The 15,984-nt window shown below is 69.9% G+C and carries 12 protein-coding genes and 1 tRNA gene; 11 read left to right on the top strand and 2 right to left on the bottom strand.

The window, feature by feature from the left end:
* Positions 1–574: 574 nt before the first annotated feature.
* Entirely contained in the window at positions 575–3,295 is a 2,721-nt protein-coding gene (gene polA / locus ACFY8W_RS15975) for a DNA polymerase I (protein WP_391105163.1), read from the bottom strand.
* 155 nt (positions 3,296–3,450) lie between these two features.
* Between polA and ACFY8W_RS15970 the strand changes: the two genes are divergently transcribed.
* The 9 genes from ACFY8W_RS15970 (at position 3,451) to ACFY8W_RS15930 (ending at position 14,177) form a co-directional block, all read left to right on the top strand.
* Positions 3,451–5,733, top strand: coding sequence for an FdhF/YdeP family oxidoreductase (locus tag ACFY8W_RS15970; protein WP_391105161.1), 2,283 nt, complete (start codon positions 3,451–3,453; stop codon positions 5,731–5,733).
* 65 nt (positions 5,734–5,798) lie between these two features.
* Entirely contained in the window at positions 5,799–6,308 is a 510-nt protein-coding gene (locus tag ACFY8W_RS15965; protein WP_391105159.1) for a hotdog fold thioesterase, read from the top strand.
* A 237-nt stretch (positions 6,309–6,545) separates the two neighbouring features.
* Positions 6,546–7,430 (top strand): trypsin-like serine protease, encoded by an 885-nt coding sequence (locus ACFY8W_RS15960; RefSeq protein WP_391105157.1) that lies wholly within the window; start codon positions 6,546–6,548, stop codon positions 7,428–7,430.
* A 152-nt stretch (positions 7,431–7,582) separates the two neighbouring features.
* Positions 7,583–7,867 carry a hypothetical protein gene (locus ACFY8W_RS15955; RefSeq protein ID WP_391105155.1) on the top strand — a complete coding sequence of 95 codons (285 nt, stop codon included), beginning with the start codon at positions 7,583–7,585 and terminating at the stop codon, positions 7,865–7,867.
* Between the two features lie 449 nt (positions 7,868–8,316).
* Positions 8,317–9,552, top strand: coding sequence for an ABC transporter substrate-binding protein (locus tag ACFY8W_RS15950; protein WP_391105153.1), 1,236 nt, complete (start codon positions 8,317–8,319; stop codon positions 9,550–9,552).
* A 131-nt stretch (positions 9,553–9,683) separates the two neighbouring features.
* Positions 9,684–10,616, top strand: coding sequence for a branched-chain amino acid ABC transporter permease (locus tag ACFY8W_RS15945; RefSeq protein ID WP_384418858.1), 933 nt, complete (start codon positions 9,684–9,686; stop codon positions 10,614–10,616).
* A 5-nt stretch (positions 10,617–10,621) separates the two neighbouring features.
* Entirely contained in the window at positions 10,622–12,388 is a 1,767-nt protein-coding gene (locus ACFY8W_RS15940) for a branched-chain amino acid ABC transporter permease (protein WP_391105151.1), read from the top strand.
* Positions 12,389–12,393: 5 nt separating this feature from the next.
* The gene (locus ACFY8W_RS15935) at positions 12,394–13,464 is read left to right on the top strand and encodes an ATP-binding cassette domain-containing protein (RefSeq protein WP_391105553.1); all 1,071 of its coding nucleotides are present in this window, start codon (positions 12,394–12,396) and stop codon (positions 13,462–13,464) included.
* Positions 13,461–14,177, top strand: a complete 717-nt coding sequence (locus ACFY8W_RS15930; protein WP_391105149.1) for an ATP-binding cassette domain-containing protein — start codon at positions 13,461–13,463, stop codon at positions 14,175–14,177. The genes ACFY8W_RS15935 and ACFY8W_RS15930 overlap by 4 nt, the downstream gene beginning before the upstream one ends.
* A gap of 83 nt (positions 14,178–14,260) precedes the next feature.
* Here the strand turns inward: ACFY8W_RS15930 and ACFY8W_RS15925 are convergent, their stop codons facing one another.
* Entirely contained in the window at positions 14,261–14,929 is a 669-nt protein-coding gene (locus ACFY8W_RS15925) for an ANTAR domain-containing response regulator (protein WP_385694913.1), read from the bottom strand.
* Between the two features lie 102 nt (positions 14,930–15,031).
* Between ACFY8W_RS15925 and ACFY8W_RS15920 the strand changes: the two genes are divergently transcribed.
* Positions 15,032–15,114 (top strand) — tRNA-Leu (locus ACFY8W_RS15920).
* Positions 15,115–15,195: 81 nt separating this feature from the next.
* Positions 15,196–15,984 (top strand): helix-turn-helix domain-containing protein, encoded by a 789-nt coding sequence (locus ACFY8W_RS15915; protein ID WP_391105147.1) that lies wholly within the window; start codon positions 15,196–15,198, stop codon positions 15,982–15,984.

Here is a 15,984-nt window from a genome sequence, read left to right as displayed (position 1 = left end):
CGTACGGAAGACGGCCGTACGGAAGGCCGCCCTACGGAAGACGGCCGTACGGAAGGCCGCCCTACGGAAGACGGCCGTACAGAAGGCCGCCCTACGGAAGACGGCCGTACAGAAGGCCGCCCTACGGAAGACGGCCGTACAGAAGACGGCCGTACGGGAGACGGGCGAACGGATGGCCTCCGTGCGGAAGGTCCGGCCTCGGGGCGGCGGCCGGAGCACTCCCGCCCGGGACCTCGCTGATCCCCTCCGCCGCAGTGGAGCCGCGGGCCGCCGCGCCTCCGCCGAGGCGCCGGTGGACGGCGAGCGCGACCCCCTCCAGGGTGCGCAGCTCCCGGGTGCGCCCCCGTACCTCATGGTCTCGTTGTCGTGGCCGAGCAGGGCGAGCCGGTAGTCGAGCCGGTGCCGCGGACGAGGCCGGTGCTGTGCACCACCCGCCAGGTCCATCTGACCCCCACCGGCGCCGGCCGCGGACCCACGCCATGGCCCGTGCACGCCGGCCACAGGGCCCCACGCCGCCGCCCATGCGCGGGCGGCGGCGGGTGCGGCGCCGGGCGGTGCGGCGCCGCGATTTCCGTCAGTGGGCCGCCGAGTCCCAGTTCGGGCCCACGCCCACCGAGACGTCCAGGGGGGCGCGGAGGTCGACCGCCGTGGACATCTGGGCGCGGACGAGGGACTCGACCTGGTCCCGCTCGCCGGGGGCGAGTTCCAGGACGATTTCGTCGTGGACCTGGAGCAGCATGCGGGAGGCGAGGCCGGCCTCGGTCAGGGCGCGGTCGACGCCCAGCATGGCGACCTTGACGATGTCCGCGGCGGTGCCCTGGATGGGGGCGTTGAGCGCCATGCGCTCGGCGGCCTCGCGGCGCTGGCGGTTGTCGCTGTTGAGGTCCGGGAGGTAGCGGCGGCGGCCGAGCATCGTCTCGGTGTAGCCGGTGGCCCGGGCCTCGTCGACGACGCGGCGGAGGTAGTCGCGCACCCCGCCGAAGCGCTCGAAGTACGTCTCCATCAGGCCGCGGGCCTCGGCCGGTTCGATGCCCAGCTGCTGGGAGAGGCCGAAGGCCGAGAGGCCGTACGCCAGGCCGTACGACATGGCCTTGATCTTGCGGCGCATCTCGGCGTCGACGGCGGACCGCTCGACGCCGAAGACCTGCGAGGCGACCGTGGTGTGCAGGTCCTCGCCGGAGGTGAAGGCCTCGATCAGGCCCTCGTCCTCGGAGAGGTGGGCCATGACGCGCAGCTCGATCTGGCTGTAGTCGGCGGTCATGAGGGCGTCGAAGCCCTCGCCGACGACGAAGCCGTGCCGGATGGCGCGGCCCTCGTCCGTCCGCACCGGCACGTTCTGCAGGTTCGGGTCGGTGGAGGAGAGGCGGCCCGTGGCGGCGACGGTCTGGCTGAAGGTGGTGTGGATGCGGCCGTCCGCGGCGACGGTCTTGATCAGACCCTCGACCGTGGACCGCAGGCGGGCCTGCTCACGGTGGCGGAGCATGATCACCGGGAGCTCGTGCTCGGTCTGGCCGGCCAGCCAGGCCAGGGCGTCGGCGTCCGTCGTGTAGCCGGTCTTGGTCTTCTTGGTCTTCGGCAGGTTGAGCTCGCCGAAGAAGACCTCCTGGAGCTGCTTGGGCGAGCCGAGGTTGAACTCGTGGCCGACGGAGGCGTGGGCCTCCTTGACCGCCTGCTGCACGGCGCCCGCGAACTGCTGCTCCAGTGCCTCCAGGTGGTCCCGGTCGGCGGCGATGCCGTGCCGTTCCAGGCGGGCGAGGAGGACCGAGGTGGGCAGTTCGACGTCGTGGAGGAGGTCCTTCGCGCCGACCTCCGCGAGCTTCTCCTCGAAGGCCGTGCCGAGGTCCAGGACGGCCCGGGCCTGGCTCATCAGGGCCTCGGCCTCGGCGGTGTCGTCGGCGCCGAACGCGAGCTGGCCGTCGGCGGCCGCGGCGGGCGCGAGCTCGCGTCCCAGGTACTCGACGGACAGCGCGTCCAGCGCGAAGGAGCGGCGGCCGGGCTTCACCAGGTACGCGGCGAGCGCGGTGTCCATGGTGACGCCGGCGACGCTCCAGCCGTGCTCGGGGAAGACCCGCATGGCGCCCTTGGCGTTGTGCATGACCTTGGGCCGGGCGGGGTCGGCGATCCACGCCGACCAGGACCGCTCGTCCGCCTCGTCCAGCTGGCTCGGGTCGAACCAGGCGGCGGCGCCGTCGCCGGACGCGAGGGCGATCTCCGAGACGTTCCCGGTGCCCAGGGCCCAGCTGTCGACGGTGGCGATGCCGAGGGGCTGCGCGCCGTGCTCGGCGAGCCAGCCGGCGAGCTCGCCGGTGCCGAGGACGGTGAAGTCGAGCGCGACGCCGGGCGCGGGGGCCGGGGCGGCCTCCTCCGCGGCGCCGGGGTCGACGGCGAGGAGCCGCTCGCGCAGCGAGGGGTTGCGGATCTCCAGGGTGTCGAGGACGAGCGCGACGGCCGTGCGGTCGTACGGCTCGCGGGCGAGGTCCTGCACGGTCTTCGGCAGCTCGACGTCGCGGACCATCTCGGTGAGGCGGCGGTTGAGCCTCACCGACTCCAGATGGTCACGGAAGTTCTGGCCGGCCTTGCCCTTGACTTCCTCGGCGCGCTCGACCAGCTCGGCGAAGGAGCCGAACTGGTTGATCCACTTCGCGGCGGTCTTCTCGCCGACGCCGGGGATGCCGGGCAGGTTGTCCGACGGGTCGCCGCGCAGGGCCGCGAAGTCGGGGTACTGGGAGGGCGAGAGTCCGTACTTCTCCTGGACCTTCTCCGGGGTGAAGCGGGTCAGCTCGGAGACGCCCTTGGTGGGGTAGAGCACCGTGGTGTGCTCGGTGACCAGCTGGAAGGAGTCCCGGTCGCCGGTGACGATCAGGACCTCGAAGCCCTCGGCCTCGGCCTGGGTGGCGAGGGTGGCGATGACGTCGTCGGCCTCGAAGCCGTCGACCGCGAAGCGCGGGGCGTGCATCGCGTCGAGCAGCTCGCCGATCAGCTCGACCTGGCCCTTGAACTCGTCGGGCGTCTTGGAGCGGTTCGCCTTGTACTCGGGGAACTCCTCGGAGCGCCAGGTCTTGCGGGACACGTCGAACGCGACGGCGAAGTGCGTGGGCGCCTCGTCGCGGAGCGTGTTCGCCAGCATCGACGCGAATCCGTAGATCGCGTTCGTCGGCTGCCCGGTCGCGGTGGTGAAGTTCTCCGCGGGCAGTGCGAAGAACGCCCGGTACGCCAGGGAGTGCCCGTCCATGAGGAGCAGGCGCGGGCGGTTCTCTTCGGTCACATCGGTCTTCTTCGCTGCTGTCTCGGCCACGTGACGATCCTGCCACGCGTCACTGACATTCCCGTCCACTCCCGTCCCTCCCCCGGCCCCGCGCGAACCGTCACCGACGGTGCGTCGTGCGTTGTCGGTGGCGCGTGACAGGATCGGAGACGTACGACACTCGTCACCGCTCAAGGGAGAGCGCGATGGTCAGCAAGCCGCCCGCCGGCGACCCGGTACAGGACGCGCCGCAGGTCGCGGCGCCGCAGCACGCCGCGGCCGGGCTGCCCGCCATCGGGCACACCCTGCGGATCGCACAGGCGCAGATGGGCGTGCGGCGCACCGCGCGGACGCTGCTCAAGGTCAACCAGAAGGACGGCTTCGACTGTCCCGGGTGCGCCTGGCCCGAGGCCGACAAGCGCCATGTGGCGGAGTTCTGCGAGAACGGGGCGAAGGCGGTCGCCGAGGAGGCGACGCTGCGCCGGGTGACCCCGGAGTTCTTCGCCGCGCACCCGGTGGCGGACCTGGCGACGCGCAGTGGCTACTGGCTGGGCCAGCAGGGCCGGATCACGCAGCCGATGTACCTGCCGGAGGGCGGCGACCGGTACGAGCCGGTGAGCTGGGAACGGGCGTTCTCGATCCTCGCGGAGGAGCTGAGGGCGCTCTCCTCCCCCGACGAGGCCCTGTTCTACACCTCGGGCCGGACCAGCAACGAGGCCGCGTTCCTGCTCCAGCTGTTCGCCCGCGAGTTCGGCACCAACAACCTGCCGGACTGTTCCAACATGTGCCACGAGTCCTCGGGCTCGGCGCTGACGGAGACGATCGGCATCGGCAAGGGCAGCGTGTCCCTGGAGGACCTGCACCGGGCCGACCTGATCGTCGTGGCCGGGCAGAACCCGGGGACGAACCATCCGCGGATGCTGTCGGCCCTGGAGAAGGCGAAGGCGGCGGGCGCGCGGATCATCTCGGTGAACCCGCTGCCCGAGGCCGGTCTGGAGCGGTTCAAGAACCCGCAGACGGCGCAGGGCATGCTCAGGGGCGCCGCGCTCACCGACCTCTTCCTGCAGATCCGCATCGGCGGCGACCAGGCGCTGTTCCGCCTGCTCAACAAGCTGGTCCTGGAGACGGAAGGGGCGGTCGACGAGGCTTTCGTACGGGAGCACACCCACGGGTACGAGGAGTTCGCGGCGGCCGCGAAGGCGGCCGACTGGGACGAGACCCTGGCGGCGACGGGTCTGTCCCGGGCGGAGATCGAGCGGGCCCTGGAGATGGTGCTCGCCTCGGAGCGGACCATCGTCTGCTGGGCGATGGGGCTCACCCAGCACAAGCACTCCGTGCCGACCATCCGCGAGGTGGTCAACTTCCTGCTGCTGCGCGGCAACATCGGCCGGCCCGGTGCCGGCGTGTGCCCGGTGCGCGGTCATTCGAACGTGCAGGGCGACCGCACGATGGGGATCTTCGAGCGGCCGGCGCCGGCCTTCCTCGACGCCCTGGACAAGGAGTTCGGCATCGTCTCGCCGCGCCACCACGGTTTCGACGTGGTGCGTTCCATCCAGGCGCTGCGCGACGGCGAGGCGAAGGTCTTCTTCGCGATGGGCGGCAACTTCGTCGGGGCGACGCCGGACACGGACGTCACCGAGGCCGCGATGCGGAACGCCCGTCTCACGGTGCACGTGTCGACGAAGCTGAACCGCTCGCACGCGGTCACCGGCACGCGCGCGCTGATCCTGCCGACGCTGGGCCGCACGGACAAGGACGTGCAGGAGAGCGGCAAGCAGTTCGTGACGGTCGAGGACTCGATGGGACTGGTGCACGCCTCGCGCGGCAACCTGCCGCCGGCGAGCCCGCACCTCCTGTCCGAGCCGGCGATCGTGGCGCGGATGGCGCGGGCGGTCCTGGGCGAGGGCTCGGCGACGCCGTGGGAGGAGTTCGAGGCGGACTACGGGCGGATCCGCGACCGCATCGCGCGCGTGGTGCCCGGTTTCCAGGACTTCAACGCGCGGCTGGCCGCCGACCCGGGTGGTTTCGCGCTGCCGCACGCGCCGCGCGACGAGCGCCGTTTCCCGACGAAGACCGGCAAGGCGAACTTCACGGCGGCGCCGGTGGAGTACCCGAGGGTGCCGGAGGGCCGGCTGCTGCTGCAGACGCTGCGCTCGCACGACCAGTACAACACCACGATCTACGGTCTGGACGACCGCTACCGCGGCATCACGGGCGGCCGCCGGGTGGTCCTGGTCCACCCGGAGGACGCGGCGGCGCTCGGCTTCGCGGACGGGGCGTACGCGGATCTGGTGAGCGAGTGGACCGACGGCAGCGAGCGGCGGGCGCCCGGTTTCCGGGTGGTGCACTATCCGACGGCCCGGGGCTGCGCGGCGGCCTACTACCCGGAGACGAACGTGCTGGTGCCGCTGGAGTCGACGGCCGACGTCAGCAACACCCCCGCCAGCAAGTCCGTGATCGTGCGTCTGGAACAATCCGAATCCGCCTAAGCGTTTGCTCAGGCAGCTCGGAGTGATCGAGAGACCAGCCGTACGACGACGAACGGAGCCCGGCGATGGGTGAGCAGCAGCACGTGAAGTTCCCGCAGGAGGTCATCGACGAGTACGCCTCGCTCGGTGTGGACCTGCCGGCGCTCTTCTCCGCCGGGCACCTGGGCAACCGGATGGGCGTGCAGATCGTGGAGGCCTCGGCGGAGCGGGTGGTCGGCACCATGCCGGTGGAGGGCAACACCCAGCCGTACGGTCTGCTGCACGGCGGCGCCTCCGCGGTGCTCGCCGAGACCCTGGGCTCGATCGGTTCGATGCTGCACGGCGGAGTGTCCCGGATCGCCGTGGGCGTGGACCTGAACTGCACCCACCACCGCGGGGTGCGCAGCGGTCTGGTGACCGGCGTCGCGACGCCGGTGCACCGGGGCCGCTCGACCGCCACGTACGAGATCGTGATCACCGACGAGCAGGACAAGCGGGTCTGCTCGGCCCGGCTGACCTGCATGCTCAGGGAGATCGGCGCGAGCGACGCGAACAACCTCCCGGCGGCGGGCCGCCTGGACGGCGCCGGCGCCTGACCGCCGCCCCGGCCCTTTCGCGGCCCGGTACGGAACCTCCCGTACCGGGCCGCGGTGCGTTCCGGGACCTCCGCGACTTCCCGGAACCAATCGGCCTCACAGGACGGGTGGCCCCCAACTCCCTTGTCCACGTACCCCCTTGCCCTCGCGCGCGGCAGCCGCTTCACTGGCCAGCCTCCCCCCGCAGGAGAAGGCCCGATCCGCTCGTCCAAGCGTTCATCGACCAAGGGGTTCTTCTTGACCGCCGTACGCACCACGACCGTGGCGACCGCTGTGACCGCCGCGGCCTGCGCTGCCGTTCTCGCCACCGCGATCCCGTCCGCAGCGATCAACTCGTACAACGCGACACCCGCGCCCGAGCGCACCGAGGTCGGCGCACTGGTCGCCACCTGGGACAACGACGACGACCCGAGCACACCCGACCGGGTCGACTGGGTCTGTTCCGGAACCATGATCGACGCCGACACCTTCCTGACCGCGGCGCACTGCACGACCGACTGGCCGGAGAACGTGCGTTTCTACGTCTCGCTCGACCAGGACGTGCAGGCCGGCCTGGACCGGGCCGCCGCCGAGCACCCGGGCGACCCGGCGGCCGTGGCGCGCGCCGTCGCCGTCGAGGGCGTCGCGCACAGTCACCCTGCCTACCCGGGACCGGCCTCCGATACCCATGACATCTCGGTGATCGAGCTGCCCTCGGCCAAGATCAAGGAGCGCTGGAGCTTCACCCCGGCCGCCCTGCCGAAGGCCGGCCGGCTGGACGCGCTCGGCCCGCGGGGACTGAACGGCACCGACTTCCTGGTCGCCGGTTACGGCACCGAGGAGTCGCAGCGGGGGCCGGGCGGGCACACCCACCCGGGCGGCGGGGTCCGCATGAAGGCACCCGTGACCTTCGAGGCCCTGAACGACGCGTGGATCCGGCTCGGCATGACCGCTCCGCAGGGCAACGGCGGTGCCTGCTACGGCGATTCGGGAGGTCCGAACTTCGCCACGGTGGACGGCAGGCGGACCCTGGTGGCGACCACCATCACGGGCGACATGCCCTGCTACGCCACCAATGTCGTGTACCGGCTCGACACTCCCGGGGCCCGCGAATTCCTGAGGCCGTACGTCCAACTCCCGTGACCCCTGGACTGTCAGCTCCGGTCAGGGCCGCGCTCGCCGCGGCCCTGACCGGCTGCGTCCTGGCCCTGTCGGCCGGCTGTCAGGCGCCTCGCGAGCCGGCCGCGGCGCCGTCACCCCGTACCAGTTCACCCGCGGACGTCTGCACAAGTCTCGTGTCCTACTGGGTGAAAGAGGCCCTGAAGGGCAGCAAGTGGGCGGGGCTCGACTGGGAGCAGAAGGGGATGTCGAACGAGCAGTACGGGATCCACGACGAGGTGCTCGTCGCGGCGCGGTCGGAGGAGCGCCGCGCGGGCCGCGAGGCGGCCTTCGCGCTGACCGACCGTGAGACCCGGCGGCGCTGCGAGGCGGCGAGGGGCGCGACGGGAAGTTCGGAGAACTGGCGACCGCCCAGCGAACAGCGCGTACCTACCAGCGGTTCCCGGCCATCCCCCTCGTGACTCTGCGTGACGTTCCCACGAAGTGGCACCGGTGGCGGAACGGAGGCTTCCGGTCAGTCCCGCCGTTCGCTGAGATCAGCAGGGGTGTCCGCTATTCGGACAGCTGCTCAACTGCATCGTAAGCACCAAGATCTACCCAAGCCCCTTAGCGGAACTGGGCGTTCTCAGCATGTGAACACCAAGCCACCGACCCATTTGCCCCAGTTTGCCCACAGCCTGCACACCGGTTCCCCCTGTCGGCATAACAAGACAGTCACATCATGACCTCGGCGCTCCCGGTCCTTCCCTGGCTGCGCTTAGAGTCACGGCCAGTCACCGCGCCGCCGGGCGCATCCTCTGCACGGCCCTGCTCCACCAGTACGGCCCGGCATCGAAAACGGCACCTCTAGCTACACAGCTTCACGGCACCGCCTCAGCTTGAGGGGGCCGCGCCAGGGAAAGGAATCTTCGTGCGACACCGTTCTTTGCTCATCCTGACCAGCGTGCTCACCACGGGTGCGCTCACCCTCACCGCCTGCGGTTCGCGTGACGAGGGCAAGGGCGGCGGCGACAACGCCGGCGGCACCACCACCGTCGTCATCGGTGTGGACGCCCCGCTCACCGGTTCGCTTTCCGCCCTGGGCCAGGGCATCAAGAACTCCGTGGACCTGGCGGTCCAGACCGCCAACAAGAACAAGGAAGTCCCGGGCGTCACCTTCAAGATCGAGGCCCTCGACGACCAGGCCGTCCCCGCCTCCGGCCAGGCCAACGCCACCAAGCTGGTCGGCAACAAGGACGTCGTGGGCGTCGTCGGCCCGCTGAACTCCGGCGTCTCCCAGCAGATGCAGGGCGTCTTCGCCTCCGCCAACCTGGCCCAGGTCTCCCCCGCCAACACCAACCCCTCGCTCTCCCAGGGCGACAACTGGGGCAAGGGCGACTTCAAGCGCCCCTTCAAGACCTACTTCCGCACCGCCGCCACCGACGTGGTCCAGGGCAAGTTCGCCGCCCAGTACCTCTTCAAGGACGCCGGCAAGAAGAAGGTCTTCGTCGTCGACGACAAGCAGACCTACGGCGCCGGCCTCGCGGCGATCTTCTCCGACGAGTTCAAGCGCCTCGGCGGCCAGGTCGTCGGCACCGACCACGTCACCGTGAAGGAGACCGACTTCTCCTCCACCGCCGACAAGGTCAAGGGCACCGGCGCCGACTCCGTCTACTTCGGCGGCCAGTACCCCGAGGGCGGCCTGCTCTCCGACCAGATCAAGAAGACCGGCGCCAAGGTCCCCGTCATGGGCGGCGACGGCATCTACGACCCCGCCTTCATCAGCGCCTCCGGCGAGGCCAACGAGGGCGACCTGGCCACCTCGATCGGCTACCCGGTCGAGAAGCTCCCGACCGCCAAGAAGTTCATCGAGGACTACAAGGCGGCCGGCTACAAGGACCCGTACGCGGCCTACGGCGGCTACTCCTACGACGCCGGCTGGGCGATCATCCAGGCCGTCAAGGCCGTCGTCCAGGCCAACGGCGGCAAGGTCCCGACCGACGCCCGCGCCAAGGTCACCGAGGCCCTCGGCAAGGTCTCCTTCGACGGTGTGACCGGCAAGGTCTCCTTCGACGAGTACGGCGACACCACCAACAAGCAGCTCACGGTCTACAAGGTCGAGGGCGGCAAGTGGATCGACGTCAAGAGCGACACCTTCAACCAGTAAGCACCACCGCCCCGGCGCCGCACCCCACGGCCAGGCGCCGGGAGACCCGCACGAACTGAAGCAAGCCGCGCGAGGGCGCAAACAGCGCCCTCGCGCGGAGTCTTATCCGACAAGCTCATCGGAGGCCTGCGGTGCACGAACTGCCGCAACAGCTGGCCAACGGTCTGGCCCTCGGTGCCCTCTACGGCCTCATCGCCATCGGGTACACCATGGTCTACGGCATCGTCCAGCTCATCAACTTCGCCCACGGCGAGATCTTCATGATCGGGGGCTTCGGCGCCCTCACCACCTACACCGCTCTGCCGAGCGGAACGTCCCTTCTGGTGGCGATCCCGCTCATGATCCTCGGTGGCGCGATCGCCTCCGTGGCCGTCGCCACCGCCGCCGAGCGGTTCGCCTACCGCCCACTGCGCAACGCGCCGCGGCTCGCCCCGCTCATCACCGCGATCGGCCTCTCCATCGCGCTCCAGCAGCTCGTCTGGCAGTTCTACCCGGACGCCAAGAAGGCCGTCAGCTTCCCCGAGTTCAAGGGCGAAGCCTTCCAGATCACCGAAAGCCTCCAGATCCAGCGAGCCGACGCCTTCGTCCTCGTCCTCGCGCCGCTCTGCATGCTCGCCCTCGGCCTCTTCGTCTCGAAGAGCCGCAGCGGCCGCGCCATGCAGGCCACCGCGCAGGACCCCGACACCGCGAAGCTGATGGGCATCAACACCGACCGCATCATCGTCATGGCCTTCGCCATCGGCGCCGCGTTCGCCGCCGTCGCCGCCGTCGCCTACGGCCTCGACAAGGGCCAGATCAACTTCGAGATGGGCTTCATCCTCGGCCTCAAGGCCTTCACCGCGGCCGTCCTCGGCGGCATCGGCAACATCTACGGCGCCATGGTCGGCGGCGTGGTCCTCGGCATCGCCGAATCCCTCTCGATCGCCTACATCGAGGACATCCCCGGCATGCAGCAGCTCGGCGGCGGTGCCTGGTCCAACGTGTGGGCCTTCGTCCTCCTCATCCTCGTGCTCCTCGTCCGGCCCCAGGGCCTGCTCGGCGAGCGCGTCGCGGACAGGGCGTGAGCACCATGAGCGAGAACACCATCACCACCGAAGCCACCACGACCGTGGCCAAGACGTCCGTCGCGCCCGCCGCACTGCTGTGGACGATCGTCGCCGGCTCCGTCGCGACCCTCGCGAGCACCTTCCTCGCCTGGACGTGGACCACCGAGTTCCCCGGAAACCTCACGGTCTACGGCTACCCGGCCCCGCTCCAGATGCTGACCCTCGTCGGAGCCGCACTCACGGGCCTCCACGCCCTCGCCGCGCTCGGCATCAAGGGCCTCGGCTGGCTCATCCCGACCGGCGCCCGCAAGGCACTGTGGATCCTGGCCCTGGGCACCTTCGCCACCACCCTGTTCACCGCGATATCCATCATCGTGGAACTGGGCGCCCTGGTGGACCTCGAGCCCGGCGCCGGCGTCGCCGTCATCGCCGCCGCCGTCCCGGCCATCGCCGCCTACAGGCTGCCCGACGACACCCACAAGGCCGCACCCGCCAAGACGCTCCCCTCGTGGGCCGAGATCCTCGTCATCGTCGCCGTCTTCGCCCTCGGCCTCTACGTGGTCACCTTCGGCATCGACACCGAGGACTCGGAACCGCAGCTCTTCATCGCGTACCTGATCCTCGTCGGCTCCGCCGCCACGGCCCTGGTCAAGTCCGGCCTCACCCAGCGCCTCGCACAGATCACCGCACGCAACCGCCAGGTGACCATCGTCGCCAGCATCGTGATGGCGATCGCCTTCCCGTTCATCCAGCAGAGCGGCGACACGTACACGCTGATCGCCGTCAACATCCTGATCTTCGCGACCGTCGCCCTCGGCCTGAACATCGTGGTCGGCCTCGCGGGTCTGCTCGACCTCGGATACGTCGCCTTCCTCGGTGTCGGCGCCTACACCGCGGCCCTGGTCTCCGGAGCCACCTCCTCCGCCTTCGGAGTCCAGTTCCCCTTCTGGGCCGCCGCCCTCACCGGCATGGCCGCCTCACTGGTCTTCGGCGTCGTCATCGGCGCCCCGACCCTGCGACTGCGCGGCGACTACCTCGCCATCGTCACCCTCGGCTTCGGCGAGATCTTCCGCATCGCCATGGGCAACCTCGACGGCACCTCCGGCCCGCAGATCACCAACGGCCCGAACGGCATCCCGAACATCCCGCAGCTGGAGTTCTTCGGCTACAACTTCGGCGAGCCGCACACCGTCCTCGGCATCGAGCTCGGCGCGTACGCCAACTACTACCTGCTCATGATCCTGATCATGGCACTGGTCGTCCTCGTCTTCTCCCGCGCCGGCAACAGCCGCATCGGCCGCGCCTGGGTCGCGATCCGCGAAGACGAGACCGCCGCCACCGCGATGGGCATCAACGGCTTCCGGGTGAAGCTCGTCGCCTTCGCCCTCGGCGCGGCCCTCGCCGGCCTCGCCGGCACGGTACAGGCGCACGTCAACACCACGGTGGTCCCGGAGAACTACGTGTTCGCCGGACCCGTCCCGCCGAACTCGGCGTTCCTGCTCGCAGCCGTCATCCTCGGCGGCATGGGCACGATCACCGGCCCCATCGTCGGCTCCGCCCTGCTCTTCCTGATCCCGGCCAAGCTGCAGTTCCTCCAGGACTACCAGCTGCTCGGCTTCGGCATCGCCCTGATCCTGCTCATGCGCTTCCGCCCCGAAGGCCTCATCGCCAACAAGCGGGCGCAGCTGGAATTCCACGAGAACGACGACGACCAGCTCGCCGTACCGGAGCAGCGCCAGTCCGCCGAGGCGGACACGCAGGCCGACGGCACGGCGAAGGCGGGGGCGTGAACGACATGACGACCACCACCGAGACCGGTGCCGCCAAGACGGCGACCGCCGCGACCGTCCTCGACGCCAGCGGCGTGACCATGCGCTTCGGCGGTCTGACCGCCGTCCGCGATGTCGACCTGACCGTCCGCGAGGGCGAGATCGTCGGCCTCATCGGCCCCAACGGCGCCGGCAAGACCACCTTCTTCAACTGCCTGACCGGCCTGTACGTCCCGACCGAAGGCCAGGTCAGCTACAAGGGCACGGTCCTGCCCCCCAAGCCCCACCTGGTCACCCAGGCCGGCATCGCCCGCACCTTCCAGAACATCCGCCTCTTCTCCAACATGACGGTCCTGGAAAACGTCCTCGTCGGACGCCACACCCGGACCAAGGAGGGCCTGTGGTCCGCGCTGCTGCGCGGCCCCGGCTTCAAGAAGGCGGAAGCCGCCTCCCGCGAACGAGCCATGGAACTCCTGGAGTTCGTCGGCCTCGCCAACAAGGCCGAACACCTCGCGCGCAACCTGCCGTACGGCGAACAGCGCAAGCTCGAGATCGCCCGCGCACTCGCCAGCGACCCCGGCCTCCTGCTGCTCGACGAGCCGACCGCCGGCATGAACCAGAGCGAGACCCGCACCACCGAGGAGCTGGTCTTCGCGATCCGCGACCGCGGCATCGCCGTCCTGGTCATCGAGCACGACATGAAGTTCATCTTCAAGCTGTGCGACCGCGTCGCCGTCCTGGTCCAAGGCGAAAAGCTCGTCGAAGGCACCGCCGAGGTCGTCCAGGGCGACGAGCGCGTCGTCGCCGCCTACCTCGGCACGCCCTACGAGGGCGCACCGGGCGAGGCCGAGGTCGCCGAGGTCGAGGCCGCGGAGGCCCACGCGGAGGCCGAGGCCGCCGCCGAAGCCACCGAGGAGGCCGCCGAAGCCACCGAGGCCGCCGCCGACGAGGCGGAGACGGCCGAGGAGTCGGCCCAGGAGACGGACGAGGCCGCGGCCGAGGACGCTCCGGCGGACGCCGACGACGCCGAGCCCGCCGACGCGGCTCCGGCGGACGCGGCCGACGAGCACAGCACCACCGAAGGAGACTCCAAGTGACCGCTCTTCTCGAGGTCGAGGACCTCAGGGTCGCCTACGGCAAGATCGAGGCCGTCAAGGGCATCTCCTTCTCCGTCGAGGCGGGCCAGGTCGTCGCCCTGATCGGCACCAACGGCGCCGGCAAGACCACCACCCTGCGCACCCTGTCGGGCCTCCTCAAGCCCACCTCGGGCAAGATCACCTTCGACGGCCAGGCGCTCAACGGCGTCCCCGCCCACAAGGTCGTCTCCCTGGGCCTCGCCCACTCCCCCGAAGGCCGGCACATCTTCCCCCGGCTCACCATCGCCGAAAACCTCCAGCTGGGCGCCTTCCTGCGCAGCGACAAGGACGGCATCGAGCGGGACATCCAGCGCGCCTACGACCTCTTCCCCATCCTGGGCGAGCGCCGCAAGCAGGCCGCCGGCACCCTCTCCGGCGGCGAGCAGCAGATGCTGGCGATGGGCAGGGCACTGATGTCCCAGCCCAAACTGCTGATGCTGGACGAGCCCTCCATGGGCCTGTCCCCGATCATGATGCAGAAGATCATGGAGACCATCGCCACCCTGAAGGCGGAGGGCATGACCATCCTGCTGATCGAGCAGAACGCCCAGGCCGCACTGTCCCTCGCGGACCAGGCCTACGTGCTCGAGGTCGGCAAGATCAAGCTGTCCGGCACCGGCCAGGACCTGCTCGTCAACGACGACGTCCGCAAGACGTACCTCGGCGAGGAGTAGCCGCCACTCAAGGCAGAAGGCCCGCCCCACGACGACGTGGGGCGGGCCTTCTTCATGTCCGCGGGGCTTCATGCCCCCCGGCGCTACTGATCCTTGGCCTTGGCGGCCTTCTTCTCCTCGGCGTCCTCGATGACCGCCTCCGCGACCTGCTGCATCGACATCCGGCGATCCATCGACGTCTTCTGGATCCAGCGGAACGCCGCCGGCTCGGTCAGCCCGTACTGCGTCTGCAGGACCGACTTGGCACGGTCAACCAGCTTGCGGGTCTCCAGACGCTGCGAGAGGTCGGCGACCTCCTTCTCCAGGGCACGCAGCTCCGCGAAGCGGGAGACGGCCATCTCGATGGCCGGCACCACGTCGCTCTTGCTGAACGGCTTCACCAGGTACGCCATGGCGCCGGCGTCCCGGGCGCGCTCGACGAGCTCGCGCTGGGAGAAGGCGGTGAGCATCAGGACCGGGGCGATGGACTCGCCCGCGATCTTCTCGGCGGCCGAGATGCCGTCGAGGACCGGCATCTTCACGTCGAGGATGACGAGGTCGGGGCGGTGCTCGCGGGCCAGCTCGACGGCCCGGGCCCCGTCACCGGCCTCGCCGACGACGGTGTAGCCCTCCTCCTCCAGCATCTCTTTGAGGTCCAGGCGGATGAGGGCCTCGTCCTCGGCGATGACGACGCGGGTCGTCAGCGGCGGGACGTGCGACGCGGTCGCGGCGTCGTCGTCGGCGGCGGGCTGGGGCGACTCGGGGGCGGTCACGCGGGCTCCTCGTTCAAGGCCTCGGTAAAGGCGGTACTGCACATGAAGGGTACCTAGCTGCCACAGGGCTTACGCACCGGGTACACTCCGATCAGTTATCTGGCCGGGTTGGTGGAACGGTATACACGGAGGTCTCAAACACCTCTGCCCGTGAGGGCTTGCGGGTTCGAGTCCCGCACCCGGTACAGCTGAAGTGGAGGTTCACATTCTCGTGAATCTCCACTTTTTGTTACACAGAGACACGGTTGGCCACGCAAAGTGGCCGTATGAACTTCCATGGAACTGAAGTACGACAGCAGGCGCTCACACTTCTCCGCGGCGGGGCCCGGAACTGCGATGTCGCGCGGAGGCTGAGTGTGCCGTACGGCACCATCAGCTATTGGAAACACATCGACCTGGCCAAACGTGGCGAGAGTCCGGGCAGTCGCCGTGCGAGTGCACAGTGCCCCCGCTGCGAGGGAACGGAGTTCGACGAGGTCGCGTACGCGTACCTGCTCGGCCTCTACCTCGGTGACGGCCACATCGTCTCCCGTCACAAGCAGCACCACTTGTCCATCTACTGCAACGCGACCCAGACCGGCCTGATCGACGCGGCCGAGGACGCCATGCGCAGGGTGATGCCCCGGCCCCGCACCGGGAGGCGACACAAGACCGGCTGCGTCGAGGTGAAGTCCTACACCCAGCATTGGGTCTGCCTGTTCCCCCAGCACGGCCCCGGCAAGAAGCACGAGCGGCGCATCGTGCTCGAGCCCTGGCAGCAGGAGATCGTCGACGCGCACCCGTGGGAGTTCGTGCGAGGGCTGATCCACTCCGACGGGTGTCGGCTGATCAACTGGGCGAGTCGCGTCGTGCGAGGCGAGAAGAAGCGGTACGAGTACGTCCGCTATTTCTTCACCAATGTCTCCGACGACATCCGGCGCCTCTACACCGACACGCTCGACAAGCTGGGCGTCGAGTGGACGCACTGCACGCGTGCGGGCAGGCCGTACAACATCTCCGTTGCTCGCAGGGCCTCCGTCGCCCTCATGGACGCCCACGTCGGCCCCAAGTACTGA

This window comes from Streptomyces sp. NPDC012637 (assembly GCF_042954805.1).
Taxonomy (GTDB): domain Bacteria; phylum Actinomycetota; class Actinomycetes; order Streptomycetales; family Streptomycetaceae; genus Streptomyces.
Note: the sequence above shows the minus strand (reverse complement) of the source record. Positions and strands in the feature narration are given on the sequence as shown.

Excerpts from the sequence above, each read along its gene's own strand:
- ACFY8W_RS15970 (WP_391105161.1), top strand. The coding sequence starts at position 3,451 with ATGGTCAGCAAGCCGCCCGCCGGCGACCCGGTACAGGACGCGCCGCAG.
- ACFY8W_RS15965 (WP_391105159.1), top strand. The coding sequence starts at position 5,799 with ATGGGTGAGCAGCAGCACGTGAAGTTCCCGCAGGAGGTCATCGACGAG.
- ACFY8W_RS15940 (WP_391105151.1), top strand. The coding sequence starts at position 10,622 with ATGAGCGAGAACACCATCACCACCGAAGCCACCACGACCGTGGCCAAG.
- ACFY8W_RS15935 (WP_391105553.1), top strand. The coding sequence starts at position 12,394 with ATGACGACCACCACCGAGACCGGTGCCGCCAAGACGGCGACCGCCGCG.
- ACFY8W_RS15915 (WP_391105147.1), top strand. The coding sequence starts at position 15,196 with ATGAACTTCCATGGAACTGAAGTACGACAGCAGGCGCTCACACTTCTC.